Below are 25,285 nucleotides of genomic sequence, written 5' to 3'. Positions count from 1 at the left end.
GCCCCGGGTCACGTTGGATTTCAGCCTGTGACAGGGCGCGGCGAAAGGGACAAGCGGAATGCGTACGGTGGTCTTCGATCTCGATGGCACGCTTGCCGACACCAGCGGCGACCTGATCGCCGCCGCCAATGCCTGCTTCGAGGGCATGGGGCTCGAGGTGCGGCTTGACCCGGCGCTCGACGCGGGCATCGCGGTGAAGGGCGGGCGGGCCATGCTCACCGCCGGGCTCGACCGCGCCGGGACCTTCTCCGAAGAGCTTATCGCCCGCTGGTATCCCGAGCTGCTGACGGTCTACGGCGAGGCCATCGACCGCTACACCCGCTTCTACCCCGGCGCGCTGGACGCTGTGCAGGGGCTGCGCGAGGCGGGTTACAAGGTCAGCATCTGCACCAACAAGCCCGAAGGGCTGGCCGAGACGCTGATGCAGCGCATGGGCGCCCGCGGGCATTTCGATGCGCTGATCGGGGCCGACACGTTGCCGGTGCGCAAGCCCGACCCCGCGCCCTATGTCGCGGCGGTGGAACGTGCGGGCGGGCAGGTGGCGCAGAGCCTGCTGGTCGGCGACACGGCAACCGACCGCAACACGGCAAGGGCGGCGGGCGTGCCCTGCATCCTTGTCGGCTTCGGCCCCGACGGCGATGCCGTCTCGGCGCTGGACCCCGAGGCGATGATCGGCCATTTCGACGAGCTCGCCGGGGCGGTGGCGCGGCTCATCGGCTGAGGCGCACGGCAGGCGCGCGCAGATCGGTGTGTGCCCTTGCGCATTGACCGCGCGGCAGCGCGGGCGCATCAATGCCCCATGACCGAGCACCCGAAGACCGAGACCCTCACTGCCGAACGTTTCACCGGCAGCTTCACCCAGCAGGAGCCCATCCCCGAAGCCGGGATCGAGGCCGCGCTGGCGGTGATGCGCCATGGCCGGCTGCACCGTTACAACACCGCCGCCGGAGAGACCTCCGACGTCGCGCTGCTCGAACAGGAATTCGCCGCTTTCACCGGCGCGCGCTACTGCGTGGCGGTGGCCTCGGGCGGCTACGCGCTCGGCTGCGCCCTGCGCGCGCTCGGGGTTCAGCCCGGCGACAAGGTTCTGACCAATGCCTTTACCCTGGCGCCGGTGCCGGGGGCGATTGCCGCGCTCGGAGCGGTGCCGGTCTTCGTCGGGGTGACCGAGGGGCTGGTGATCGATCTCCACGATCTCGCCGCCAAGCTGCCGCAGGCGCGGGTGCTGATGCTCAGCCACATGCGCGGGCACATCTGCGACATGGACCGGCTGATGACGCTCTGCGACGCTGCGGGCGTGCAGGTCGTCGAGGATTGCGCCCACACCATGGGGGCCTCCTGGAACGGAACGCCCTCGGGGCGGCACGGCGCCATTGGCTGCTACTCGACACAGACCTACAAGCACATGAACTCGGGCGAGGGCGGCTTCCTGGTCACCGACGATGAGGACCTGGCCGCCCGTGCGGTGATGCTGTCGGGCAGCTACATGCTCTACGAGCGGCATCTTGCGGCACCGGGGCCAGAGGCCTTCGAACGTGTGAAATACCTCACCCCCAACGTCTCGGGCCGGATGGACAACCTGCGCGCCGCGCTGCTGCGGCCGCAACTTGCCGACCTCTCGGCGCAGATCGAGCGCTGGAACGACCGCTACCGCGTGCTTGAGGCGGGCCTGCGGGGCACGCCGGGCCTTACGCTGATCGAGCGGCCCGAGCCCGAGCGCTTCGTCGGCTCCTCGATCCAGGCGCTGCTGCTCGACTGGGCACCCGAGGCGATCCAAGAGGTGCTCTCCCGCTGCGCCGCGCGCGGGGTCGAGTTGAAGTGGTTCGGCGGCGCCGAACCGGTGGCCTTCACCTCGCGCTACGACAGCTGGCGTTATGCGCCTTCGGAACCGATGCCCGCCACCGATCGTATTCTCACGGGGATCCTCGACATGCGCCTGCCGCTGACCTTCAGCCTCGAGGATTGCGCGCTCATCGCCCGCATCATCCGCGCCGAGGTCTCGGCGGTCTACCAGCAGGCCGGCTGAGCGGCGCGGATCAAGACCCAGACCGGACGCGAAGGAGCGTTTGTGATGACCAAGCACACGACAGACCCGAAGGCGACGTCCATCCAGGACTTCGACGCCATCCCCGAAACCGCCCTCGCCTGGCACCGCGAGGGCCGCAAGGCCGCGCTCGCCACGGTGATCCAGACCTGGGGTTCGGCGCCGCGCCGCACCGGCGCGCAGCTCGCCATCTCCGGCAGCGGAGAGATCGAGGGGTCGGTCTCCGGTGGCTGCGTCGAGGGGGCGGTGATCGTCGAGGCGCTTGAGGCGCTCGACGAGGGCAAGTCCCGCGAGCTGGAATTCGGCGTCTCGGACGATGATGCCTTCGCCGTCGGCCTCGCCTGCGGCGGCACCATCCGCGTGCTGGTCGAGCCGGTCGGCGCGGCGCTGCCCGAGGCGCTGCTCGCCGAGCTTTGCGAGGCCCGCGCCGCCCGCACCCCCGTGGCCTATGTGGTCGACCTCGACAGCCAGCAGCGCACGCTCGCCTACGCCGGGCACGAGACGGCCTTTCGCATGGACCGTTCGGGGTTCGTCGAAGAGAGCCGCACCTTCGTCGCCATCCACAATCCGCCGCTGCGGCTGCTGGTCGTCGGCGCGGTGCATATCGCGCAGGCGCTGCTGCCCATGGCGCGCATCGCCGGCTACGACCCGGTGCTGATCGACCCGCGCGGCGCCTTCGGCTCAGAGGCGCGCTTTCCCGGCGAGACGATCCTCGACGACTGGCCCGACGAGGCGGTGACGAAGCTGGGCCTCGATACCCGCACCGCTCTGGTGCTGCTGACCCACGACCCAAAGCTCGACGATCCCGCCATCGAGGCGGCGCTGCGCTCGAAGGTCTTCTATATCGGCGCGCTCGGCTCCACCCGCACCCATGCAAAGCGCGTGACGCGGCTTTCCGAGGCGGGGTTCACCGAGGCAGAGATCGCGCTCATCCACGGGCCCATCGGGCTTGATATCGGTGCCTCGGGCCCTGCCGAGATCGCCGTGTCGATCCTTGCCGAGATGACCCGCGTGCTGAGGAAGGGCGCATGAAATTCGGCCCCGTGGCGCTGGCCGAGGCCGAGGGCGCGATACTGGCGCATTCCGTCGCGCTGACTGGCGGGAAGCTGAAGAAGGGCCACATGCTGACAGCGGCGGACCTCGGCAGGATGCGCGAGGCGGGGCTTTCCGAGGTGATCGTCGCGCGGCTCGAGCCCGGGGACGTGGCCGAGGACAGGGCGGCGCGGCGGCTCGCCGAGGCGCTGCTGCCCGATCCAGAAGCCGCTCAGCTGCGCATCGGTGCGGCAACAACGGGGCGGGTCAACCTGCACGCGCTCGGTCCCGGCGTGCTCGAGGTTGATGCCGCGCGGATCGATGCGGTCAACGCGGTGCACCCGATGATCACGGTCGCGACCCTGCGCCCGTGGCAGCGCTGCGCGCCGCGGGCGATGGTGGCGACGGTGAAGATCATCTCCTACGCCGTGCCCGAGGCCGCGCTCGCGGCCGCCTGCGCCGCCGCCCGGGGCGGGGCGCTGCGCCTACACGGGCCGGTGGCCAAGTCCGCCACGCTGATCGAGACCGAGGTGGGCGGCGATCCCGGCGACAAGGGCCGCCGCGCCACCCGCGCGCGGCTCGAGCGCTTCGGCACCGCGCTCGGCCCGCGGGTTCTTGTGCCGCACCGGACCGATCCTCTGGCACAGGCGCTTCGCGAAGCGCCGGGTGACATCCTTCTGATCCTGACCGGCTCGGCGACCTCCGACCTGCACGACGTCGCGCCCGAGGCGCTGCGCGCGGCGGGGGGGGAGGTCAGCCATTTCGGCATGCCGGTCGATCCCGGCAACCTGCTCTTCTTCGGCCGCCTCGGCGCGCGCCCGGTGGTGGGCCTGCCCGGCTGCGCCCGCTCGCCAGCGATCAACGGAGCGGATTGGGTGCTCGAGCGGCTGATCTGCGGTCAGACCGTGACCCCCGGGGACATCGCCGCCATGGGCGTCGGAGGCCTGCTGAAAGAACCGCCCTCCCGTCCGCGCCCGCGCGAGGCCTGAGGGCACCGCACCCGCGGGGTCATCCAAAAGAGAGCGTCCCGGCACAGCGCGACCGAAACCCCAAGACAAAGCAAAACCCGCCGGCGGCAGCGCGGCGGGTTTCCCTCGTCGGACCCGTTTCCGGATCACGGATCGGTCGTTACTTGGCAGCCGGACCGATCATCATGACCATCTGGCGGCCTTCCATCTTGGGCATGTTCTCGACCTTGCCCACTTCCTTGACGTCTTCCGCCACGCGCTCGAGCAGTTCACGGCCAAGGTTCTGGTGCGCCATCTCGCGGCCGCGGAAGCGCAGGGTGATCTTCACCTTGTCACCGCCTTCGAGGAACTTCAGCACGTTGCGCATCTTGACGTCATAGTCGTGCGTGTCGGTGCCGGGGCGGAATTTCACTTCCTTGACCTCGATGGTCTTCTGCTTCTTGCGCGCATCGCTCTCACGCTTCTGCTGTTCGTACTTGAACTTGCCGAAGTCCATGATCTTGCAGACGGGCGGCTTGGCGTTGGGCGAGATCTCGACCAGGTCGAGACCGGCTTCCTCGGCCATCTCCAGCGCGCGCGCAGGGGTCTGCACGCCCAGGTTTTCACCCTCGGCGCCGATCAGGCGGATTTCGGGAGCCCGGATGCGGTCGTTTACGCGGGGGCCGGTGTCGCGCGTCGGGGGCGCGTTGTGAGGTCTGCGAGCTATGGTTTTCGTCCTTTGTTGCCGTGTCTCGTAGGCGCGCAAAATAGTGCTGCGGGACGGGTGTTTCAAGCGGCAATTGGCCGAAACAGAGGGGAAGTCGGGCCTCAACCCGCTCATCGGGTGCGCGATGCGCTGCCGATGCCCCGACCAGCGGGTGATCATGGCAATGTGAATGCCTATCTCACACCGACGCGACACTCATGCGAGACTGGAGATATCTGAGATGAGACAAGCGATTCTGATCGTCGGGGCCATTGTGCTGATCGGCATCCTGGTTTTCGGCATGCGCAGCGGCGACGATGGCATTCCCGTCGAGAGCGACCAGGCGGTGACCGGCGCCGTAGATGACCCCATGGACAACGCGGGCACCGAGGCGGAGGCCGCGGCCGAAAGAGCCGACGAGACGCTCGAGCAGGCGGCCGACGATGCGGCGGCTGCGGGGCGCGAGGCCATGGACAAGGCGGGCGAGGCCGCCGATGACGCGATGGCGGCGATTTCCGATGCGGCGGGCAAGGCTGCGGACACCGTGCAGGGCGCGGCGGATGCGGTGACAGATACCACCAGGGACGCCATGGCCTCGGCCGAGAGCACGATGGACACGGCCGGCACCGCGGCGGGGGATGCGATGAACAGCGCCTCCGACACCGGGGCCGAGGTGGCCCGGATGACCGACGCACAGCTGCGCGAGCTCTTCACCGTCGAGGGCTTCGATTACGACAAGGCCGTCGCTTACATTGAGCAATCCGACCTCGGCTTTGCTGCCAAGGAGGCGACCAAATCCGCGCTGGCTACGGTGAAGGACGCGCCGGAGCAGCTTGCGGCGGTGCTTGAAGAGGCGCGCGAGCGGCTCGGTCTCTGACCGCCGGGACCCGTCGCCCGGCTGACACGAAATATCTAGTCCGTGCCGGATTTCCTTCTGGCGCGGCGTGATCCACGCGATTTATTATGCCGTAACCCTCCGAATACCGCTTCCGCTCCGAGACAGACCAGTATGGCTTTCCAGAGAACCGAGCTGCCGCACCGCGGCGTTCCTATGCTCCTTTCGATCATCGCGTTGTGCGTGGTGGGGACTGTTCTGGCGGGCTGGCAGTTCGGGGTCGAGGTGCTGGTGCGCGGTGCGCCGTACCGCGCGGCCATGGTGCCGAGCACGGCGATCAGCTTTGCTCTCCTGTTCTCGGGGATCCTCATCCACCTGCAGCGATCGGCGCCCCGCGGCGCGGTGCTGGCCTGCGCGGGCATCGCGGCGGCTGTGGCGCTGACAAATTCCATCGTCATCCCGCTCGGGAATGGCGGCTTCGACGTGTTGGCCGAAAGCCGCGCGTTTACGGACCGCATGTCGCCGGGCACGATTGCCGGCATCCTTGTCGCGGCGCTCGGGCTTGCCGGGCTGTGCAGCCCGCGGCTGAACCGGGCCGAGGTTCCGATGCTCTCGGGCACGGCGGGGCTATCGGGCATCGTGGCAGTGCTCTTCGTGCATGATTTCCACCGCGGCTCGCCGTGGGCCTTGCCCGTCGTCGAGGCGATGTCGATCTACACGGCGGCGTGCCTGCTGGCACTCTCCGCCGCGCTGCTGCTGATCGCGCTCGACCCTTCGGCTGAGCGGCAGAGCTTCAAGGAAACGGGCCGCGGCTGACCGCCACGCGCGTCTTACGCGGCGCGCGCAACGCAAAAAGCCCCGGTTGTGCCGGGGCTTTCCTTGTTGCCGGGTGGGGCGCCTCAGTCGAGGAAAGCCTTCTCCACCACGTAATGCTTGGGGTCCGAGTTGGCGCCCTCTTCGAGGCCATAGTCCTCGAACATCTGCTTCAGCTCGAGGTTGAAGGCGAGGTTGCCGCAGATCATCGCACGGTCGGTCTCGGGGTTCAGCGGCGCCACGCCAAGATCGGCAAAGGCCTCGCCCGAGCGCATCAGGTCGGTGATGCGGCCCATCTTCGGGCTCTCTTCGCGGGTGGTCGTCGGATAGTACTTGATCTTCTTCCAGAAGCCTTCGCCGATCAGCTCGTTCAGCAACTCGTCGGTCTTCAGGCTCTCGATCAGCGCGGCCCCGTATTCCAGCTCGCCCGCCTCGCGGCAGGTGTGGGTGATGATGACCTCGTCGTAATCCTCGTAGGTCTGCGGCTCGCGCAGCAGCGAGGCGAAGGGCGCAAAGCCGGTGCCGGTGGCAAAGAACCAGATGCGCTTGCCGGGCAGCAGCGCGTCATGCACCAGCGTGCCGACGGGCTTGGGGCGCAGGATGACTTCGTCGCCCACTTGGATATGCTGCAGTTTTGAGGTGAGCGGGCCGTCCTGCACCTTGATCGAGTAGAATTCCAGCTCCTCGTCCCAGGAAGGCGAGGCGATGGAATAGGCGCGCAGCAGCGGCTTCTGCTTGCCGGTCTTCGGATCGGGATCGCCCATCAGGCCGATCATCACGAATTCGCCCGAACGGAAGCGCAGGCTAGCAGGGCGGGTGACGCGGAAAGAGAAAAGCCGGTCGGTCCAGTGCTTCACGAAGGTGACACTCTGGGCGTCGGGAAGCACCATCTTCTTCGGCGCGTCGGCTTTCGCTGCGGTGGCTTCGTTCACGGGTTTCAACTCTGTCATTGTATCTCTTGCCGGCCGATCAGCCGGTCCCTTGGCTATATCTGTGATGCAGGTCAGGGGAAAGGCGTCTTAGCCGCGCACCCGCGACTGGTAGTCGTGCTTTTGCCAGTCCGCGCGGAATTTCCACTCGTCCTCTGGCTGGCGGGCGGCCAGCTCGTCCGAGATCTCGACCTCGTCGAAGCCCGAACGGCGGGCCATGGCGTATTGGTCCGAGATCACGTGACCGGCGGCGCGCAGCGTGCCGGTGAAGCCGCGCAGGCGCAGCAGGCGTGCCAGCGTGAAGCCGCGCCCATCGGCGAAGCTCGGGAAGGCAATGCGGACATGCGTGGTGTTGTGCGGAACTTCCAGCGCCGCGGGGTCGGTGTCGGAGGGCAGGTCCAGCACGGGGGCGTCCTGAGCTTCCCAGGTGTCGGGGCCGAAGCCCTCGTCGGTCACGATGACGGTCATTGGCTCTGTCCTTCTCTCACGGCCTGGCCATTGATGAAATGGATGCCGCATTCAACCTTGTCTTCGCCGCGCCAGCGTCCGGCGCGGGGGTCCTCTCCGGGCGCGACCTTGCTGGTGCAGGGCGCGCAGCCGATCGAGGGGTAGCCCTGCGCCACCAGCGGGTGCCGGGGCAGGCGGTTCTCGTCCATGTAGGCGCCGATGTCCTCGGGCGCCCAATGCGCCATAGGGTTCACCTTGATGCGCCCGGTTTCCTCTTCGAGCTCGAAGAACTCGAGCCCTGCGCGGGTCTTCGACTGGTAGCGCTTGCGCCCGGTGATCCAGCCGTCGAACCCGCCGAGCGCCTGCTCGAGCGGGAAGGTCTTGCGCAGGGCGCAGCAGGCGTCCTTGTCCGAAAAGCGCAGCGCGCCGTAGGGGTCGCGGGACTGCAGCAGCGCCTCGTCTGTGCGGATCACCCGCACGTCCGACAGCCGCAGCCGTTCGGAGATCTCGAGCTGGTACTCCAGCGTCTCGGCAAAGAGCAGCCGCGTGTCGATGAACAGCACCGGAGTGGTGCGATCCACCACCGCCACGAGGTGCAGCAGCGCCACCGATTCCGCCCCGAAGGACGAGACCATGGCGATGCGCCCTGCCTCGGGATCGCGCAGGGCCCCCTCCAGAACCGCGGTCGCGCCGTGGTGCCGGTAGCGCGCATTGAGCGCGTCGACCCGGGCGCGCAGCTCTGCCAGCTCATCGGGCAGCAGAGCCTTCGCGCCTGTTTCGGGCGTGTTGGGAGGCAGTTGGAGGGTCATCGCCTCAGGCTGCCTCGGCGTTCTTCTCGGTCTCGTAGAGCGCTTCCTTGAAGGGCGCCATGCCGAGCCGGCGATAGGCCTGCAGGAAGGTCTCCTCGGGGCTCTCGCGCTGCTCGAGATAGGCGTCCACCAGCCGCTCGATGGCGGGCACGATCTCTTCGTAGGAGAAACCCGGACCGGTGCGCTCGCCGAGCGCGGCGGTCTCGGTGGCATCGCCGCCGAGAGTGATCTGATAGGTCTCGACGCCGCCGCGATCCAGCCCGAGGATGCCGATATGGCCCACGTGGTGGTGGCCGCAGGCGTTGATGCAGCCCGAGATCTTGATCTTCAGGTCGCCGATCTCGTGCTCGGTCTTGAGCTCGTCGAACCGGGTGGCGATCTGCGTGGCGATCGGGATCGAGCGGGCCGTGGCCAGCGCGCAGTAATCCATGCCGGGGCAGGCGATGATATCGCTGATCTTGCCGATGTTGGCAGTCGCGAGCCCATGCGCCTTGAGGATCTGGTGCAGCTGCGGCAGGTCCGACTTATGCACATGCGGCAGGATCACGTTCTGCTCGTGGCTGATGCGCAGCTCGTCGTGGCCGAAGCGCTCGGCCAGATCCGCCAGCACGCGCATCTGCTCGGCCGAGGCATCGCCCGGCGTCTGGCCATGCGCCTTGAGCGAGACCTGCACGATGGCATAGCCGGGCGCCTTGTGCTCGGCGAGGTTGGTGTCGGCCCAGGAGCGGAACACCGGGTCGGCGTCATAGGCCGCGGCGAAGTCGTCCTCGGGGGCATTGCGGAACGCGGGCGCGCCGAAGCTTTCCTTGATCTCTTCGAAGAGATCAAGGTCGGCACCGTTGAAGGCCGCCTTGGTCTCGGCAAAGCGCTCGGCGACGAGGCGCTGGATTTCCTCGATCCCGTGCTCGTGCACGGTGATCTTGATGCGCGCCTTGTACTTGTTGTCGCGGCGGCCGAGCAGGTTCCAGACGGAGACGGTGGCCTCGACGAAGGGCAGCAGGTCATCCTGCGCCACGAAATCCGAAAGCACCTTGCCGATCATAGGGGTGCGGCCGAGGCCGCCGCCGACGAGCACGCGGTAGCCGACCTGACCGTCCTTCGTGACGATCTCGATGCCGATGTCATGCGCCTTGATCACCGCGCGGTCGTTCGGCGCGCCGGTGACGGCGATCTTGAACTTGCGCGGCAGGAACTGGAATTCGGGGTGATCGGTCGACCATTGCCGCAGCAGCTCGGCCACCGGGCGCGGGTCGGCGATCTCGTCGGCGGCGGCGCCAGCGAAATGGTCCGCGGTCACATTGCGGATGGTGTTGCCCGAGGTCTGGATGGCGTGCAGGTTCACCTCGGCCAGCGCGTCGAGCATGTCCGGCACGTCCGAGAGCTTCGGCCAGTTGTACTGGATGTTCTGGCGCGTGGTGAAATGGCCGTAGCCCTTGTCCCACTTCTCGGCCAGCAGCGCGAGCTGGCGCATCTGCGCGCTCGACAGGGTGCCATAGGGGATCGCCACGCGCAGCATGTAGGCATGCAGTTGCAGGTAGAGACCGTTCATCAGGCGCAGCGGCTTGAACTCGTCCTCGGTGAGGTTGCCGGCGATGCGGCGCTCGACTTGGGAACGGAACTGGCGGTTGCGTTCCTGGATGAAGGCGGTGTCGAACTCTGTGTAGCGGTACATCTGGGTCTCCTGCGTCTGGCCTGGTCGCTGCGTGGGGGAAGGCGCCGGGTCAGGCGTCGGCTTCGGCCTGCTTGCCGTGGAAATAGTTCGAGGGGCCGGTGCGGCGGAAATCCTCGCGGAAGTGCGTCGGCTCGGCGCCGTTGGCCCCCAGCTTGACGTCGGCGAGGTAGACGCCCACCGTCTCGGCGGCGCGCGCCTGCGCGTCCAGAAGGCGCATCTGCGCAATGGCCTCGTCGGTGATCACCTCGGCCTTGGCAAGATCGCGCACCCAGCTGTCATCGGCTGCGAGGTAGATCACGTCGCCTTCGATCAGCGCGTTGGCGGTGACGACCTTGGGCGTGAAGGGCTTCGGCATCGGGATACACTCCGGGAGGGGGTTCGTTGCCATTCAATATAGAATTTTGTCCCCCCTTGCGGCCAGAGGGGCGGAAATATAAGGACATACGTCCCGTCCTGTGGTTAAGGATGGTGCAGACGTTCCAACGCAGGCGAAAGGGCGGAACAGCCATGTCCATCGACGAGACCGACCGGAAAATCCTTCTGGAACTGCAGGAGGACGCGGGGCGCTCGCTGGACGAGATCGCCCGTGCCGTGGGGTCATCAAAGACCCCGGTTTGGAATCGCATCCGCAAGATGCGCGAGGCCGGGATCATCGGCCCGCAGGTGGTGATCCCCGACCCCGAGAAGCTGGGCTTCGAGGCCTGTTTCTTCGTGCTGATCCGCACCTCCGAGCACGAGGCCGACTGGCAGCGCAAGTTCCTCAAGGCACTGCGCGAGCGGCCCGAGGTGATGGAGGCGCATCGCCTCGCCGGCGAGATCGACTATATCCTCAAGGTGCGGGTTAAAAATGCCCGCGCCTACGATGTCTTCTATCAGGCGCTGATTTCCGAGGTGAAGGTCTACAACGTGACCGCGCTGCTCTCGATGGAAGAGATCAAGAACACCAACGCGCTGCCGCTCTGAGGAGGCCGCACCATGACCAATGCGCCGAAACCGCAGGTTTCCATCACCTATTGCACCGGCTGCAATTGGCTCCTGCGCGCCGGTTGGATGGCGCAGGAGGTGTTGCAGACCTTCGGGCAGGACCTTGGCGGCGTGACCTTGGTCCCCGGTTACGGCGGGGTCTACGAGATCTCTGTAGACGGCGTGCTGCTCTGGGAGCGCAAGCGCGACGGCGGCTTCCCCGAGCCCAAGGTGATCAAGCAGCGCCTGCGCGATGTTATCGACCCCACGCGCGACCTCGGCCATTCCGACCGGCCGACCGGCGCCGGAACATGAAGTTTTTCCGACAGGCGTGACCTCGCGCCCTGCTGCGCTAGGTTGGCGACCAGAGCCCCATGCGGGCAGAAAGAGGGAGACCCAAAAGATGATCAACAAGAGCGGATCCGCGAACTGGCAGGGCGGGCTCAAGGATGGGACGGGCACCGTCTCGACCGAGTCCGGCGTGCTGAACAAGCAGAACTACGGGTTCAACAAGCGCTTCGGCGACGAGGCGGGCACCAACCCCGAGGAGTTGATCGCCGCGGCCCACGCCAGCTGCTTCTCGATGGCGCTGAGCAACATCCTCGGCGACTACGACCTCAAGGCCGACGACATCTCCACCGTCGCCACGGTCACGCTGGAACAGGACGATGGCGGCTTCACGGTGACCAAGAGCCACCTGAAGCTGACCGCTTCGATCCCCGGCGCCAGCGAGGAGACCTTCATGGAGGCGGCGAACAAGGCCAAGGCCGGCTGCCCGATCTCCAAGCTGCTCAACGCCGAGATCACCATGGATGCGACGCTGGCCTGACCTGGCGCAGGACGCGAGAGGCGGGGCCCCTCGCGCTTGCCTCCGGAATAAGCCCCGGCGCTGAACAATATCCCAGACGCAAAGAGCCGCCCCGAGGGGCGGCTCTTTCGTATCGGGATGAGACCGCTTCAGCTTGCGCGACGCTGCTCGAAGCTGAGCGCGATGAACTCGGGCATGTGATCGCCCATGCCCACGACAGTGCCTTCGCGCTCGCCCTTGCGGCCACGGCCGCGGGGCTTGTCGCTGTTGCGCGGAGCACGTTCCTGCCGCTCGGCCACCTCCGGTGCGGGCGCGGGTGCCGGTGTGGGGGCCTCGGCGACGGCCTCGGCCTTCGGAGCCGCATCGACCTTGGGCGCGGCATCGCTGCGCTCCGAGCGGCGCGAGCGAGACCGGCTGCGCCTGGCGGGCTTTTCCTCGTCCTGCGTGACCGGTGCGTCCGAGACAGGGGTGCCGCGGACCGGCGAATCGACGCGGGGGATTTCTTTCTGGAGCAGCTTCTCGACTTCCTCGAAGTTCTTTTCGTCCTTCGGCACGACGATGGTGAAGGCCTTGCCCTTGCGCCCGGCACGGCCGGTGCGGCCAATGCGGTGAACGTAATCCTCGGCGTGGCTCGGCACGTCGAAGTTGAACACGTGGCTGACCGAGGGCACATCGAGCCCGCGCGCGGCCACGTCGGAGGCGATCAGCAGACGGACCGAGCCGTCACGGAACCCGTCGAGCGTGCGGGTGCGCTGCGACTGGTCGAGATCGCCGTGGATCGGCGAGGCGTTGTAGCCGTATTTCTTCAGCGACTTGGCGACAATATCGACGTCGACCTTGCGGTTGCAGAAGATGATCGCATTGGTGCAGGCATCGCCTTCCTTGTCGATCAGCGCGCGCAGCACGGCGCGCTTCTCGGAGGCTTCGCGATCCTTGCGCGAGGCCTTGAAGAAGACTGCGCCCTGCTCGATCGTCTCGGACGCCGTCGCCTGCCGGGCGACTTCGATGCGCTCGGGGCCGGACAGGAAGGTGTTGGTGATGCGTTCGATCTCGGGCGCCATGGTGGCCGAGAAGAACAGCGTCTGCCGGGTGAAGGGCGTCAGCGAGAAGATCCGCTCGATGTCGGGGATGAAACCCATGTCGAGCATCCGGTCGGCCTCGTCGACCACCATGATCTGCACGCCGGTGAGCAGCAGCTTGCCGCGCTCGAAATGGTCCAGAAGGCGGCCCGGGGTGGCGATCAGCACATCGACGCCCTTGTCGATCAGCTGCTCCTGCTCCTTGAACGAGACGCCGCCGATCAGCAGCGCCTTGGTCAGCTTGAGGTGCTTGGTATAGACATCGAAGTTCTCGGCGACCTGCGCCGCGAGCTCGCGCGTCGGGCAGAGCACAAGGCTGCGCGGCATCCGTGCCCGGGCGCGGCCGCGCGCCAGCAGGGTGATCATCGGCAGCGTGAAGGACGCGGTCTTGCCGGTGCCGGTCTGGGCGATGCCCAACACGTCGCGGCCCTCGAGCGCGGGGGGAATGGCGCCTGCCTGGATCGGCGTGGGCGTTTCGTAGCCCGCCTCTTCGATGGCTTTCAGCACCTTGGGGTTCAGGTTTAGGTCGGTAAACTTGGTCATGTAGGTCCGATGCAATGCGGACTCTTGAACGTGGCCCGCGCGTCTGATGAAGGGCCCGGATGGCCCGAAAGAGCCGCCCGAGGGCAGCCATGATGCGGGCTTGTACCGGAAACAGACGGGAAAGGTCAATCTGTAGGGGGTTTGGGCGGCGAAAAGGGCTGTTTCAGCCAGTTCTGAGGCGCCGGGGACACGGATTCGCGACGTTTTGGTAGGCGCATTCGCAGGAATCTTCCACGGCGGCAGGGACTCAGCGCTGCCGCCGGGCCATGAAAGCGAGCCGCTCGAAAAGATGGACGTCCTGTTCGTTCTTCAAAAGCGCGCCGTGCAGCTTGGGCAGGGCGTCCGCCCCGTCGCGGCGCAGATCGGCGGCGTCCAGGTCCTCGGCCAGCAACAGCTTGAGCCAGTCGAGCACCTCGGAGGTCGAGGGCTTCTTCTTCAGCCCCGGCTGCTCGCGCAGCTCGTAGAACTGGGTCAGAGCCTCGGTCAGCAGGGCAGGCTTGATGCCGGGGTGGTGGACCTCGACGATGCGGCGCAGGGTCTCTTCATCGGGAAAGCGGATGTAGTGGAAGAAGCAGCGGCGCAGGAAGGCGTCGGGCAGCTCCTTTTCGTTGTTCGAGGTGATGATGACGATCGGGCGTTGGCGGGCGCGGACCGTCTCTCCGGTCTCGTAGACGTGGAACTCCATGCGGTCGAGTTCCTGCAACAGGTCGTTGGGGAACTCGATATCGGCCTTGTCGATCTCGTCGATCAGCAACACCACCTTGCCCGGCGCCTCGAAGGCCTGCCAGAGCTTGCCCTTGCGGATGTAATTGCCGATGTCATGCACCCGTTCCTCGCCGAGCTGGCTGTCGCGCAGCCTGCTGACCGCGTCATACTCGTAAAGCCCCTGCTGGGCGCGGGTGGTGGACTTGATCGACCATTCGAGCATCGGCAGGCCGAGCGCCAGAGAGACCTGCCGTGCCAGCTCGGTCTTGCCGGTGCCCGGCTCGCCCTTGACCAGCAGTGGCCGCTCGAGGGTGATCGCGGCGTTGACCGCCATGGTCAGATCCTCGGTGGCAACATAGGCCTCGGTGCCCTGGAAGTTCAGGCTGGGCTGCTCGGTCATGGGGCGCTCCTCCGCGTCTGTCCCAGAGAGGGATAGAGCCCCGCAAACTTCGCTTCAAGCGGCCTTTGAAGCCGCTTTGGAAAGGCGCTGTCACACGGCGGTTACAAAATGAGCAGCTGCCGAAGATTCGTCCGCGACCTATCCCATTGTGTAGTGACATGGGGGGGTGGGTAGGATAACAGCAGCCTCGCAAGGGGTACCGGTTCCGGTCAGGATTTCCTCGCCGGACACCGGTTATGAAGAGGGAGCAGAAATGAAGTCCGAGACTTTTCTGCCCGACGATTACCGTCCGGCCGAAGACGAACCTTTCATGAACGAGCGTCAGACGGAGTATTTCCGCCGCAAGTTGCTCGCGTGGAAAAACGACATCCTCGCCGAAAGCCGCGATACGATCGAGGCGCTGCAGGAAGCCACCCGGAACATTCCCGACGTGACCGATCGTGCCAGCGAAGAGACCGACCGCGCGCTTGAACTGCGCACCCGTGACCGTCAGCGCAAGCTGGTCTCCAAGATCGACTCGGCGCTGCGCCGGATCGAGGAGGGAGAATACGGCTACTGCGAAGTGACCGGCGAGCCGATCAGCCTCAAGCGGCTGGATGCGCGTCCGATCGCCACCATGAGCCTCGAGGCGCAGGAGCGCCACGAACGCCGTGAGAAGGTGCATCGCGACGACTGACCCGGCGGTGTCCCGGCCAGCGGTCGGGGTGTAATAGCTTGACAAGACAGGACGCCGGGGCCATTGGCTCCGGCGTTTTCCTTTTTCGCCTTTAGCGGGAGCGGCGGCGTGCCGGGCAAGTCAGTCACGATCATCGGAGGGGGCATCGGCGGGTTCGCCGCGGCGCTGGCGCTGCGCCAGCGCGGCTTCGAGGTGCGCGTGCTGGAGCAGGCCGAGGCGATCTCGGAGGTCGGCGCGGGCCTGCAGATCAGCCCCAACGGGCTGCGGGCCATCGCGGCCTTGGGTCTGGCCGACGACCTGCGCGCCGGTGCCTGCCGGGCCCGGGCGGTGTCACTGCGCGACCATCGTCGGGGCGCCGAGGTGCTGCGGCTCGATCTCGGCCGGCTCCCGGCGGACTCGGAGTATCACTTCGTCCACCGCGCCGACCTTATCGGACTGCTGTCGCAGGCGGCGCGCGAGGCGGGCGCGCAGGTGCGGCTGTTGCAGAAGGTCTCGGCGGTGCACCCGGGCACGCCGGCGCGGCTGGAGATGGCCAATGGCGATTCCTGCTCCGCCGACCTGGTGGTCGGGGCCGACGGGCTGCACTCGGTGCTGCGCAGCGCACTCAACGGCGTGGCGGCACCCTTCTTCACCGGCCAGGTCGCCTGGCGCGCTGTGGTGCCCAATCTCACCGGCCATCCGCCCGAGGCGCGGGTCCACATGGGGCCGGGGCGTCATCTGGTGAGCTACCCGCTGCGCGGCGGCAGGATGGTCAACCTCGTGGCCGCCGAAGAGCGCCGCGGCTGGACCGAGGAAGGCTGGTCGCAATTCGACGATCCGGCCAACCTGCGCGCTGCCTTTGCCGGGTTCGGCGGCGATGTCCCGCAACTTCTCGCCGCGGTGGACCGCCCCGGGCTCTGGGGGCTCTTCCGCCACCCCGTGGCGCGGCGCTGGTACGGCGAGGGCACGGCGCTCCTCGGGGATGCGGCGCACCCCACGCTGCCGTTCATGGCGCAGGGCGCGAACATGGCGCTGGAGGATGCTTTCGTGCTTGCCTGCTGCCTGTCGTCCATCGACGACCGGCAGGCAGCGCTGGCGCGCTACGAAGGGCTCCGCCGGGACCGCTGCGACAGGATCGTGGCGGCCGCGACGGGCAATGCTTGGAAATATCACCTGAAGAACCCGCTCGTGCGCGGGGTTGCGCACCTTGGCATGGGAATGCTCGGCCGCCTCGCGCCAGAGCGCATGCTCGGTCAGTTTGACTGGATCTATGGCTACGACGCGACACGGGTCGCCTGAGGCGTTACCCTTAGGCGCTCATTCGTCTGCCCATTTCGCATCGGTGCCATAAAGCGGCACCGTCGAGAGCGAGACCTTGGCCGATCCCTCGGTCAGCTCCGCCGCATGGGCGAGGTAGATCAACGTCTGGTTCTTCTCGTCATAGATGCGTTTCACCCGCAGCGACTTGAGAATGATCGAGCGCGAGGCGCGGAACACGTCCTCGCCATCCTTGTCGCGGTCAATGTCGCCGATCAGGATCGGCCCCGTCTGCCGACAGGAGATCGAGGCATTGGACGGATCCTCGAACCAGTTGCCCTTGGACAACCGGTCCAGGAGGCCGCGATCGAAATAGGCGATGTGGCAGGTTACGCCCTCCACCTTCGGGTCGGCAATTGCATCGATCTCGATGTCGTTGCCGACCCAGTCAACGCCGACCTCCCCGACCTGCTCTGCAAGCGTCACAGAGGGCAGCAGACACAGCAGCGCGAGGAGGGCGGGTTTCATGGCGGGTCTCCGTGGAAGTATCAGAACACCACCCGACCATGCGCGCCCACGTCGGGCGTGTCATCCGTCATCTGTGCCTTGGCGATCTCGTAAAGGAAGCTTGCACCGCCGTTGCTGACCCAGACCTCTCCCTCTTTCGGGGTCATCTTGATCAGCTGCACAGCCTCGTCGTCCCGCCCGTCCTCGAACCAGGCGCCGGCGACCACGCTCCAGATCTCGTCGAGCTTCTCCTCGTCGTTCGAGATTTCCGCCGTGCCGTAGATATTGGCGTAGAGATGCGCCTTGGTGTCGGCGACGTGGAAGCTCACCTCGCCGCTGCTCTTGGCCGCGCGGTCCGCGGCCGAGCCTTTGGCGGTGATGAACCAGATGGCATTCTCCTCCTTGTCGGCATGCGGTGCCATCGGCACCGGGCGTTCGCCGTCCGCCGCCAGCAGCCCGGCGCGCACATCTTTCAGCTGTTTCCAGAAGTCCTGTTTGAGCTCGCTCATGTCATCCTTGGCCATCTTGTCGCTCCTTTTGGTTTGTCATCGCCTCAACGCGCCTTCGGCGGCGCTGTTCCTTGAGATCACGGCAGGGTGACACGCCTTTGCTGTTGACGGCTGACGTGTGGCGGGATTAGATATGAACAAGCGTTCAATAACCGCCGGGGAGGGGCGAGCTTATGTTCAACGCGGTCATGACCTTTGACCTTGGAGAAGACGTCAACGCGCTGCGCGAGATGGTGCATCGCTGGGCACAGGAGCGGGTCAAGCCGATGGCGGCGCAGGTCGACCGGGGCAACGTGTTCCCGAACGAGCTGTGGCGTGAAATGGGCGAGCTGGGCCTTCTGGGCATCACCGTGCCCGAAGAGTTCGGCGGGGCGGGCATGGGCTACCTGGCACATGTCATCGCGGTCGAGGAGATCGCCCGCGCCTCGGCCTCGGTCTCGCTCTCCTACGGCGCGCATTCCAACCTCTGCGTCAACCAGATCAAGCTCAACGGTTCGCCCGAGCAGCAGGCGAAATATTTGCCCGGGCTGGTGTCGGGAGAGCATGTCGGTGCGCTTGCCATGTCCGAACCGAACGCTGGATCGGACGTCGTCAGCATGAAGCTGCGCGCCGAGAAGAAGAACGACCGCTTCATCCTCAACGGCAATAAGTACTGGATCACCAACGGGCCGGACGCCGACACCCTGGTGGTCTACGCCAAGACCGACCCCGACGCCGGGTCGAAGGGGATCACCGCCTTCCTCATCGAGAAGAGCATGACCGGCTTTTCGACCTCGCCGCATTTCGACAAGCTCGGGATGCGCGGCTCGAACACCGCCGAGCTGATTTTCGACGACGTGGAGGTGCCCTTCGAGAACATCCTCGGCGAAGAGGGCAAGGGTGTGCGGGTGCTCATGTCGGGGCTCGACTACGAGCGCGTCGTGCTCGCGGGCATCGGCACGGGCATCATGGCCGCCTGTCTCGACGAGATCATGCCCTACATGGCCGAGCGCAAGCAGTTCGGCCAGCCAATCGGGAATTTCCAGCTCATGCAGGGCAAGATCGCCGACATGTACACGGCGATGAATTCGGCCCGCGCCTATGTCTACGAGGTCGCCAAGGCCTGTGACCGCGGCGATGTCACCCGGCAGGACGCCGCGGCCTGCTGCCTCTATGCCTCCGAGCAAGCGATGGTGCAGGCGCATCAGGCGGTGCAGGCGATGGGCGGCGCGGGCTTCCTTGCCGATGCACCCGTGGCGCGGCTCTTCCGCGATGCCAAGCTGATGGAAATCGGAGCCGGTACCTCGGAAATCCGCCGGATGCTGGTGGGTCGCGAGCTGATGAACGCGATGGGCTGAGAAGCATGTCCCGGTCGCTCTGGTATGCCCCTGCGCTGGCGCTTCTCGCGCTGGTGGCACTGGTGGCCTACCGCGCCGGGACGCAGGCGGCAGAGCTGACGGAAACCGAGGCGATTGCCACGGCCGCCACGCTCTACGCCGAGACCGGCCCCGGGGGGGCCGCGAGAAGCGATTGCACGGGGCGCCCCGGAGAGGCGCCGGTCTGGATCGTGGTGACCTGCGCGCGGGAGGATCTGGCGCATGTCTACGAGATGGACCGGCTGGGGCGCATCCTTCACGCGCGGGTCAGGAGGGGGCCGCAGACATGAACCCATTGTTGCCCGAAGGCACCTACGAGGAGATGCGCGCGCGCTTCGACTGGCGCGTTCCGCCCCGGCTGAACATGGCGGCGCAGGTCTGCGACGATTGGGCGGCGCTGGCGCCGGACCGGGTGGCGATCCTCGAGCATGGCCGCAGCCCGGTGACCTATGGCGAGCTGGCGCTGCTGTCGCGCCGGGTGCAGGCCGCGCTCGAGGCGCGGGGCGCCGTGCGCGGCGACCGGGTGGGGGTGTTGCTCTCGCAATCGCCGCTCTGCGCCGCGGCGCATATCGCGGCGTGGCGGATGGGGGCGATCTCGGTGCCGCTCTTCAAGCTCTTCCGCGAGGACGCCTTGCGCTCGCGGCTCGGCGACAGCGGGGCGCGGGTGGTGGTGACCGATGAGGAGGGCGCCGGGATGCTGGCACCCTTCGATCTGGAGGTGATCACCGATCTTCCCGCAGAACCCTCCGAGAGCGCGATCGCCGACACCGGTCCCGAGGACCCGGCGATCCTCATCTACACCAGCGGCACCACTGGCAAACCCAAGGGCGCGCTGCATGGCCACCGGGTGCTCATGGGGCACCTGCCGGGAGTCGAGATGAGCCACGACCGGCTCGGCCAGCCCGGCGATGTGCTCTGGACGCCGGCGGACTGGGCCTGGATCGGCGGGCTCTTCGACGTGGCGATGCCTGGATTGGCGCTCGGGGTCCCCGTGGTGGCCGCGCGCATGGCCAAGTTCGAGGTCTCTGAGTGCGCGAATATCTGCGTGGACCACTCTGTAAGAAATGTGTTTTTTCCGCCCACGGCCCTGCGCATGCTGAAGGCGTCGGATGTGCGTATCCCGGGCCTTCGCTCCGTCGCCAGTGGCGGCGAACCGCTCGGCGCCGAGATGCTGGCCTGGGGCCGAGACGCCTTTGGCCTGACCATCAACGAGTTCTACGGCCAGACCGAGTGCAACATGGTGGCGAGCTCGGCCGGCACGCTTTTCGATCCGCGCCCCGGCTGTATCGGCAAGCCGGTGCCGGGCCATGAGATCGCGGTGATTGACCCCGAGGGTGTGCCCACCGGGGGCGAAGGCGACGTGGCGGTCCGCCGGGGGTCGGCCTCGATGATGCTGGAATACTGGAAAAATCCACAGGCCACGGCGGAGAAGTTCCGCGGCGACTGGCTGCTGACCGGGGATCGCGGCACCTGGGAGGGCGATTACCTGCGCTTCCTCGGGCGCGAGGATGACGTGATTTCCTCCGCCGGCTACCGCATCGGCCCGGCGGAGATCGAAGATTGCCTGATCACCCATCCGGCGGTTCTGACCGTCGGCGTGGTCGGCAAGCCCGATCCGCTCCGCACCGAGATCGTCAAGGCCTATGTCGTGCTGAAAGACGGCGCCGAGGCGGATGCCGACGCATTGAAGTCCTGGGTGAAGGAAAGGTTGGCAACCTATTCTTGCCCAAGGGAAATATCGTTTCTTGAGGCGCTGCCCATGACGGTCACCGGCAAGGTGATCCGCAAGCAGCTGAAGGCCCGCGCCACGGCTGAGGCCGAGCAGGAAGCGGGTCGCCCAAAGGTTCAGGAGGACACATGAAACTGCAATCCCAGGCCATCCCGTCCTCCGAGGCGTTCAAGGCCAACCGCGCTGGCCATCTCGAGGCGCTGCGGGTCATCGAGCAGGCGGCGGCGCAGGCGGCGGCGGGCGGCGGGCAAAGAGCCCGAGAGCGCCACGTCTCGCGCGGCAAGATGCTGCCCCGCGAGCGCGTCGCCAACCTGCTCGATCCGGGCGCGCCCTTCCTAGAGATCGGTGCCACGGCGGCGCATGGCATCTACGGCGGCGACGCGCCCTGCGCCGGGGTGATCGCCGGGATCGGCCGTGTCATGGGCCGCGAGGTCATGGTGGTCTGCAATGACGCCACGGTGAAAGGCGGTACCTATTACCCGCTGACCGTGAAGAAGCACCTTCGCGCGCAGGAGATCGCCGAGGAAAACCATCTGCCCTGCATCTACCTCGTCGACAGCGGCGGGGCGAACCTGCCCAACCAGGACGAGGTCTTTCCCGACCGCGACCACTTTGGCCGCATCTTCTACAATCAGGCGCGGATGAGCGCCAAGAACATCCCGCAGATCGCCGTGGTCATGGGCTCCTGCACCGCGGGAGGGGCCTATGTGCCCGCCATGTCGGACGTGACGATCATCGTTAAGGAGCAGGGCACGATCTTTCTTGCCGGACCGCCGCTGGTGAAGGCGGCGACCGGCGAGGTGGTCAGCGCCGAGGAGCTTGGCGGCGGCGACGTGCACACCCGGCTCTCGGGCGTGGCCGACTACCTTGCCGAGGACGATGCCCACGCGCTGGCGCTGGCGCGGCGCGCGGTGGGCGGGCTCAACCGGGTGAAACCGGCGGGGGTCGAATGGCAATCCCCCGAGGCGCCTGCCTATGATCCCGAGGAGATCCTCGGCGTCGTGCCCGCCGACCTGCGCACGCCCTACGACATCCGCGAGGTCATTGCCCGGCTGGTCGATGGCTCGCGCTTCGACGAGTTCAAGCCGCGCTACGGCGAGACGCTGGTCACCGGCTTTGCCCATGTCGAGGGGTGCCCGGTGGGGATCATTGCCAACAACGGCGTGCTCTTTTCCGAGGCGGCGCAGAAGGGCGCGCATTTCGTCGAGCTCTGCTCGCAGCGCGGCATCCCGCTGGTGTTCCTGCAGAACATCACCGGCTTCATGGTCGGGCGCAAATACGAGAACGAGGGCATCGCCCGCCATGGCGCCAAGATGGTGACCGCGGTGGCGACAACCAACGTGCCGAAGATCACCATGCTGGTCGGCGGCTCCTTCGGGGCGGGGAACTACGGCATGGCAGGGCGCGCGTACCAGCCGCGGTTCCTGTGGAGTTGGCCCAACAGCCGCATCTCGGTGATGGGCGGGGCACAGGCGGCGGGGGTGCTGGCGACCGTGAAGCGCGATGCCATCGAACGCTCGGGTGGCAGCTGGTCCGAAGCCGAGGAGGCGGCCTTCAAGCAGCCGACCATCGACATGTTCGAAGAGCAGTCGCACCCGCTCTACGCCTCGGCCCGGCTCTGGGACGACGGCTGCGTCGATCCGCGCAAGTCTCGCGCCGTGCTGGCGCTTTCGCTGAGCGCGGCGCTCAACGCCCCGATCGAGGAGACGCGCTTCGGCGTGTTCCGGATGTGATGGGGCGGTCTTGGACGTGCGAGGGCTCTGCCCTCATGAAGAGAGCGGGCTCTACCCCCGTCGCCTGCGGCGACTCCCCCGGGATACTTGGGCCTAGAAGAATGAAGATGACGGGACGCGGAGACGGAGGCGGCGATGTTTGACACCCTGCTGATTGCCAACCGGGGCGAGATCGCCTGCCGGGTGATGCGCAGCGCCCGGGCGCTGGGGCTGAGGACCGTCGCGGTCTATTCCGAGGCGGATGCGGGCGCGCGGCACGTGGCCGAAGCGGACCTCGCCGTCTGCATCGGCGGCGCGGCGCCCTCCGAGAGCTACCTGCGCGGCGAGCGCATCATCGAGGCGGCGCTGGCGACCGGAGCAGGGGCGATCCATCCCGGCTATGGCTTCCTGTCGGAGAACCCCGAGTTCGTCGAGGCAGTGGAGGCGGCGGGGCTGATCTTCGTCGGCCCCTCGGCCTCGGCGATCCGCGCCATGGGCCTCAAGGACGCGGCGAAGCGGCTGATGGATGCGGCCGGCGTGCCGGTGGTGCCGGGCTATCTCGGCGAGGATCAGGACCCGGCGCGGCTTGCCAAGGAGGCCGAGGCGATCGGCTACCCGGTGCTGATCAAGGCCGTGGCGGGCGGCGGAGGCAAGGGCATGCGGCTGGTCGAGACGGCGGGGGACTTCCCGGCGGCGCTCGAGGGCGCCCGGGCCGAGGCGCGCGGCGCCTTCGGCAACGAGGCGGTGCTGATCGAAAAATACATCACCGCGCCGCGCCACATCGAGGTGCAGGTGTTCGGCGATGGCGAGACAGCCGTGCATCTGTTCGAGCGCGACTGCTCGCTGCAGCGGCGCCACCAGAAGGTGATCGAGGAGGCCCCGGCGCCGGGCATGGGCGAAGAGATGCGCGCCGCCATGGGGGCCGCCGCCGTGCGCGCCGCCGAGGCGATCGGATACAAGGGCGCGGGCACGGTGGAATTCATCGTCGACGGCTCGCAGGGACTGCGGCCCGATGGTTTCTGGTTCATGGAGATGAACACCCGCCTGCAGGTCGAGCATCCGGTGACCGAGGCGATCACCGGCGTTGACCTCGTCGAATGGCAGCTGCGCGTGGCGGGCGGCGAGCCACTGCCGCTGGCGCAGGAGGAACTGAGCATTGCCGGCCATGCCTTCGAGGCGCGACTCTACGCCGAGGACGTTCCGGCGGGCTTCCTGCCCGCGACCGGGCGGCTGGCGCATCTTGATTTCCCCGAGGATGTGCGCGCCGACAGCGGCGTGCGCTCGGGGGATGTGATCTCGCCGCATTACGATCCGATGATCGCCAAGCTGATTGTGCACGGGCCGACCCGCGCCGTGGCGCTGCGCCGGCTGGCGCAGGGGCTGCGGCACACGCGGGTGGCGGGCACGGTGACCAACCTTGCCTTCCTCGGGGCGCTGGCAGAGCACGCGGGCTTCGCCGCGGGCGAGGTCGACACCGGGCTGATCGGGCGCGATCTCGATGCGCTGATCTCGGTGCCCGAACTGGCGCCGCAGGTGGTGGCCGAGGCGGCGCTGGTGCTGGCCGGTCTCGACGGTGCCGCGGGCTGGGACATGGGCTTCACCCTCTGGGCGCCGCTGGCGCGTTCGGTCCTGCTGCGCCGGGGCGAGGAGGAACTGCCCTGCGTGCTGCGGATGCGCAGCGCGGACATGGTCGAGATCGACGTGCCCGGCGCGACGGTGCTCGCCGCCCGCTCGCAGGGCCGCTGGAGCTTCGACGGCGGTCCCGCCGCCGGGCATTTCCGCGAGGATGGCCACGTCACGGTCTTTGCCCATTACGGGCTGCGCTTCGACCTCGTCGAGCCGCTCGACCGCGCCGCCGAGGCAGGCGCGGGCGGCAACCTCGTCGAGGCGCCGATGCCGGGCAAGGTGGTCGCAGTCTTTGCCGAGCCGGGGGCGCAGGTCGCAGCGGGCGACCGTCTGGCGCTGCTCGAGGCGATGAAGATGGAGCACACGCTGCGCGCCGCGCGCGACGGCATCGTCGCCGAGGTGCTGGTCGCGGCGGGGGCGCAGGTCGAGGCCGGGGCAGCGCTGATCCGTCTGGAAGAGGAAGAGGCATGATCCGCCTCCACCACGTGCCGCAGTCGCGCTCGATGCGGGTGCTGTGGCTGCTCGAGGAACTGGGGTTGCCCTACGAGCTGGTGAGCGAGCGCTTCGACAAGTCGCTGCGGCGCGAGGACTATCTGGCGCGGTCCCCCGCGGGGCGGGTGCCGGCGCTGGAGATCGGCGGCGAGACGATGTTCGAATCCGGCGCGATCATGGAATACCTCTGCGAGCTCTACCCCGAGAAAGGGCTGGGGCGGACACGGGGCGACGCCGAGCGCCGCGACTACCTTGTCTGGCTGCATTTTGCCGAGACCATGAGCCAGCATTGCGCGGCGCTCACCCAGCAGCACCTGATGCTGCGCGAGGATGCCATGCGCTCGCCGGTGATCATGCAGCTCGAGGCGGCGCGGCTCGGCAAGTGCTTCGAGGCGATCGAGGCGCGGCTGGCGCAGAGTGGCGAGCACCTGCTGGAGGGATTCTCGGCGGTGGATATCGCGGTGGGGCAGGCGGTTTACATCGGGCGCCATTTCCGCAGCATCGAGGGGCTGACACGGCTCGAGGACTGGTACGCGCGGATCACGGGACGCGACGCCTTCCGGCGGGCTTTGCCGGAGGAGGGCGCGCGGCTCTACACGCGGGACTTCTATCCGGCGTGGGAGATGCCAGCCAGCTGAGCGGCGCTGCGCGTGCGGCAGAGGCCGCGCCGTGCGTATCTTGAGAGAGAAGAAGGGCCGGGGAGGGGCGGAC

At 67.4% G+C, this 25,285-nt stretch carries 27 protein-coding genes; 17 read left to right on the top strand and 10 right to left on the bottom strand.

Features of this window, described 5'->3' with window-relative positions:
- Positions 1 to 58: 58 nt before the first annotated feature.
- From G0D83_RS15300 to G0D83_RS15285, 4 genes are all read left to right on the top strand, one after another.
- Positions 59 to 721: an HAD-IA family hydrolase gene (locus G0D83_RS15300; RefSeq protein ID WP_164195501.1), complete on the top strand. Its 663-nt coding sequence runs from the start codon at positions 59 to 61 to the stop codon at positions 719 to 721.
- Between the two features lie 78 nt (positions 722 to 799).
- A complete protein-coding gene (locus G0D83_RS15295) occupies positions 800 to 2,026 on the top strand; it encodes a DegT/DnrJ/EryC1/StrS aminotransferase family protein (RefSeq protein ID WP_164195499.1) in 1,227 nt (408 codons plus the stop codon).
- A gap of 45 nt (positions 2,027 to 2,071) precedes the next feature.
- Complete coding sequence (locus tag G0D83_RS15290; RefSeq protein ID WP_164195496.1) at positions 2,072 to 3,076, top strand: XdhC family protein; 1,005 nt, start codon at positions 2,072 to 2,074, stop codon at positions 3,074 to 3,076.
- Entirely contained in the window at positions 3,073 to 4,065 is a 993-nt protein-coding gene (locus G0D83_RS15285; RefSeq protein WP_164195494.1) for a molybdopterin-binding protein, read from the top strand. Before G0D83_RS15290 ends, G0D83_RS15285 begins: the two co-directional genes overlap by 4 nt.
- A gap of 139 nt (positions 4,066 to 4,204) precedes the next feature.
- On the opposite strand, the gene infC is transcribed toward G0D83_RS15285, so the two are convergent.
- Complete coding sequence (gene infC, locus G0D83_RS15280) at positions 4,205 to 4,750, bottom strand: translation initiation factor IF-3 (protein WP_108967690.1); 546 nt, start codon at positions 4,748 to 4,750, stop codon at positions 4,205 to 4,207.
- 220 nt (positions 4,751 to 4,970) lie between these two features.
- Here infC and G0D83_RS15275 point away from each other — a divergent pair, with 220 nt between their 5' ends.
- A complete protein-coding gene (locus G0D83_RS15275; RefSeq protein WP_164195492.1) occupies positions 4,971 to 5,606 on the top strand; it encodes a hypothetical protein in 636 nt (211 codons plus the stop codon).
- A gap of 132 nt (positions 5,607 to 5,738) precedes the next feature.
- Complete coding sequence (locus G0D83_RS15270; RefSeq protein ID WP_164195490.1) at positions 5,739 to 6,380, top strand: hypothetical protein; 642 nt, start codon at positions 5,739 to 5,741, stop codon at positions 6,378 to 6,380.
- Between the two features lie 83 nt (positions 6,381 to 6,463).
- On the opposite strand, the gene G0D83_RS15265 is transcribed toward G0D83_RS15270, so the two are convergent.
- From G0D83_RS15265 to G0D83_RS15245, 5 genes are all read right to left on the bottom strand, one after another.
- A complete protein-coding gene (locus G0D83_RS15265; protein WP_164195488.1) occupies positions 6,464 to 7,327 on the bottom strand; it encodes a ferredoxin--NADP reductase in 864 nt (287 codons plus the stop codon).
- A gap of 69 nt (positions 7,328 to 7,396) precedes the next feature.
- On the bottom strand, positions 7,397 to 7,774 hold the full coding sequence (locus G0D83_RS15260; protein WP_164195486.1) for a DUF934 domain-containing protein: 378 nt from the start codon (positions 7,772 to 7,774) through the stop codon (positions 7,397 to 7,399).
- Positions 7,771 to 8,562, bottom strand: a complete 792-nt coding sequence (locus G0D83_RS15255) for a phosphoadenylyl-sulfate reductase (RefSeq protein WP_164195484.1) — start codon at positions 8,560 to 8,562, stop codon at positions 7,771 to 7,773. The genes G0D83_RS15260 and G0D83_RS15255 overlap by 4 nt, the downstream gene beginning before the upstream one ends.
- Positions 8,563 to 8,566: 4 nt before the next feature.
- Positions 8,567 to 10,234 (bottom strand): nitrite/sulfite reductase, encoded by a 1,668-nt coding sequence (locus tag G0D83_RS15250; protein WP_164195482.1) that lies wholly within the window; start codon positions 10,232 to 10,234, stop codon positions 8,567 to 8,569.
- Positions 10,235 to 10,283: 49 nt separating this feature from the next.
- On the bottom strand, positions 10,284 to 10,589 hold the full coding sequence (locus tag G0D83_RS15245) for a DUF2849 domain-containing protein (protein WP_108966156.1): 306 nt from the start codon (positions 10,587 to 10,589) through the stop codon (positions 10,284 to 10,286).
- Between the two features lie 152 nt (positions 10,590 to 10,741).
- Here G0D83_RS15245 and G0D83_RS15240 point away from each other — a divergent pair, with 152 nt between their 5' ends.
- The 3 genes from G0D83_RS15240 to G0D83_RS15230 all read left to right on the top strand — a co-directional run bounded on the left by G0D83_RS15240 (position 10,742) and on the right by G0D83_RS15230 (position 12,026).
- Complete coding sequence (locus G0D83_RS15240; RefSeq protein ID WP_108966154.1) at positions 10,742 to 11,197, top strand: Lrp/AsnC family transcriptional regulator; 456 nt, start codon at positions 10,742 to 10,744, stop codon at positions 11,195 to 11,197.
- A gap of 12 nt (positions 11,198 to 11,209) precedes the next feature.
- Positions 11,210 to 11,512, top strand: a complete 303-nt coding sequence (locus G0D83_RS15235; protein ID WP_164195480.1) for a SelT/SelW/SelH family protein — start codon at positions 11,210 to 11,212, stop codon at positions 11,510 to 11,512.
- Positions 11,513 to 11,600: 88 nt separating this feature from the next.
- Positions 11,601 to 12,026 (top strand): OsmC family protein, encoded by a 426-nt coding sequence (locus tag G0D83_RS15230; RefSeq protein ID WP_108966150.1) that lies wholly within the window; start codon positions 11,601 to 11,603, stop codon positions 12,024 to 12,026.
- A gap of 128 nt (positions 12,027 to 12,154) precedes the next feature.
- On the opposite strand, the gene G0D83_RS15225 is transcribed toward G0D83_RS15230, so the two are convergent.
- On the bottom strand, positions 12,155 to 13,627 hold the full coding sequence (locus G0D83_RS15225) for a DEAD/DEAH box helicase (RefSeq protein WP_164195478.1): 1,473 nt from the start codon (positions 13,625 to 13,627) through the stop codon (positions 12,155 to 12,157).
- 247 nt (positions 13,628 to 13,874) lie between these two features.
- The gene (locus tag G0D83_RS15220; RefSeq protein ID WP_108967684.1) at positions 13,875 to 14,714 is read right to left on the bottom strand and encodes a MoxR family ATPase; all 840 of its coding nucleotides are present in this window, start codon (positions 14,712 to 14,714) and stop codon (positions 13,875 to 13,877) included.
- A 271-nt stretch (positions 14,715 to 14,985) separates the two neighbouring features.
- Here G0D83_RS15220 and dksA point away from each other — a divergent pair, with 271 nt between their 5' ends.
- Positions 14,986 to 15,408 (top strand): RNA polymerase-binding protein DksA, encoded by a 423-nt coding sequence (gene dksA / locus G0D83_RS15215; RefSeq protein ID WP_108966148.1) that lies wholly within the window; start codon positions 14,986 to 14,988, stop codon positions 15,406 to 15,408.
- A gap of 108 nt (positions 15,409 to 15,516) precedes the next feature.
- Complete coding sequence (locus G0D83_RS15210) at positions 15,517 to 16,686, top strand: FAD-dependent monooxygenase (RefSeq protein ID WP_164195476.1); 1,170 nt, start codon at positions 15,517 to 15,519, stop codon at positions 16,684 to 16,686.
- A gap of 18 nt (positions 16,687 to 16,704) precedes the next feature.
- Here G0D83_RS15210 and G0D83_RS15205 read toward each other — a convergent pair whose 3' ends face one another.
- Positions 16,705 to 17,172 (bottom strand): CreA family protein, encoded by a 468-nt coding sequence (locus G0D83_RS15205; protein ID WP_164195474.1) that lies wholly within the window; start codon positions 17,170 to 17,172, stop codon positions 16,705 to 16,707.
- 20 nt (positions 17,173 to 17,192) lie between these two features.
- Positions 17,193 to 17,675, bottom strand: a complete 483-nt coding sequence (locus G0D83_RS15200) for a pyridoxamine 5'-phosphate oxidase family protein (RefSeq protein ID WP_164195472.1) — start codon at positions 17,673 to 17,675, stop codon at positions 17,193 to 17,195.
- A 158-nt stretch (positions 17,676 to 17,833) separates the two neighbouring features.
- On the opposite strand from G0D83_RS15200, the gene G0D83_RS15195 reads away from it, so the two are divergent.
- From G0D83_RS15195 to G0D83_RS15170, 6 genes are all read left to right on the top strand, one after another.
- Positions 17,834 to 18,997, top strand: a complete 1,164-nt coding sequence (locus tag G0D83_RS15195) for an isovaleryl-CoA dehydrogenase (protein ID WP_164195470.1) — start codon at positions 17,834 to 17,836, stop codon at positions 18,995 to 18,997.
- 5 nt (positions 18,998 to 19,002) lie between these two features.
- A complete protein-coding gene (locus G0D83_RS15190; RefSeq protein WP_164195468.1) occupies positions 19,003 to 19,305 on the top strand; it encodes a hypothetical protein in 303 nt (100 codons plus the stop codon).
- Positions 19,302 to 20,876, top strand: coding sequence for an AMP-binding protein (locus G0D83_RS15185; protein WP_164195466.1), 1,575 nt, complete (start codon positions 19,302 to 19,304; stop codon positions 20,874 to 20,876). Before G0D83_RS15190 ends, G0D83_RS15185 begins: the two co-directional genes overlap by 4 nt.
- Positions 20,873 to 22,477 carry a carboxyl transferase domain-containing protein gene (locus G0D83_RS15180; protein WP_108966137.1) on the top strand — a complete coding sequence of 535 codons (1,605 nt, stop codon included), beginning with the start codon at positions 20,873 to 20,875 and terminating at the stop codon, positions 22,475 to 22,477. Before G0D83_RS15185 ends, G0D83_RS15180 begins: the two co-directional genes overlap by 4 nt.
- 135 nt (positions 22,478 to 22,612) lie before the next feature.
- The gene (locus G0D83_RS15175; protein WP_164195464.1) at positions 22,613 to 24,553 is read left to right on the top strand and encodes a biotin carboxylase N-terminal domain-containing protein; all 1,941 of its coding nucleotides are present in this window, start codon (positions 22,613 to 22,615) and stop codon (positions 24,551 to 24,553) included.
- The gene (locus G0D83_RS15170; protein ID WP_164195462.1) at positions 24,550 to 25,212 is read left to right on the top strand and encodes a glutathione S-transferase family protein; all 663 of its coding nucleotides are present in this window, start codon (positions 24,550 to 24,552) and stop codon (positions 25,210 to 25,212) included. Before G0D83_RS15175 ends, G0D83_RS15170 begins: the two co-directional genes overlap by 4 nt.
- Positions 25,213 to 25,285: the final 73 nt, after the last annotated feature.

The sequence above is a fragment of the Salipiger sp. PrR003 genome, from assembly GCF_010500785.1.
GTDB classification, from domain to species: Bacteria; Pseudomonadota; Alphaproteobacteria; order Rhodobacterales; family Rhodobacteraceae; genus Salipiger; species Salipiger pacificus_A.
This window is presented reverse-complemented; position numbering and strand designations above follow the sequence as displayed.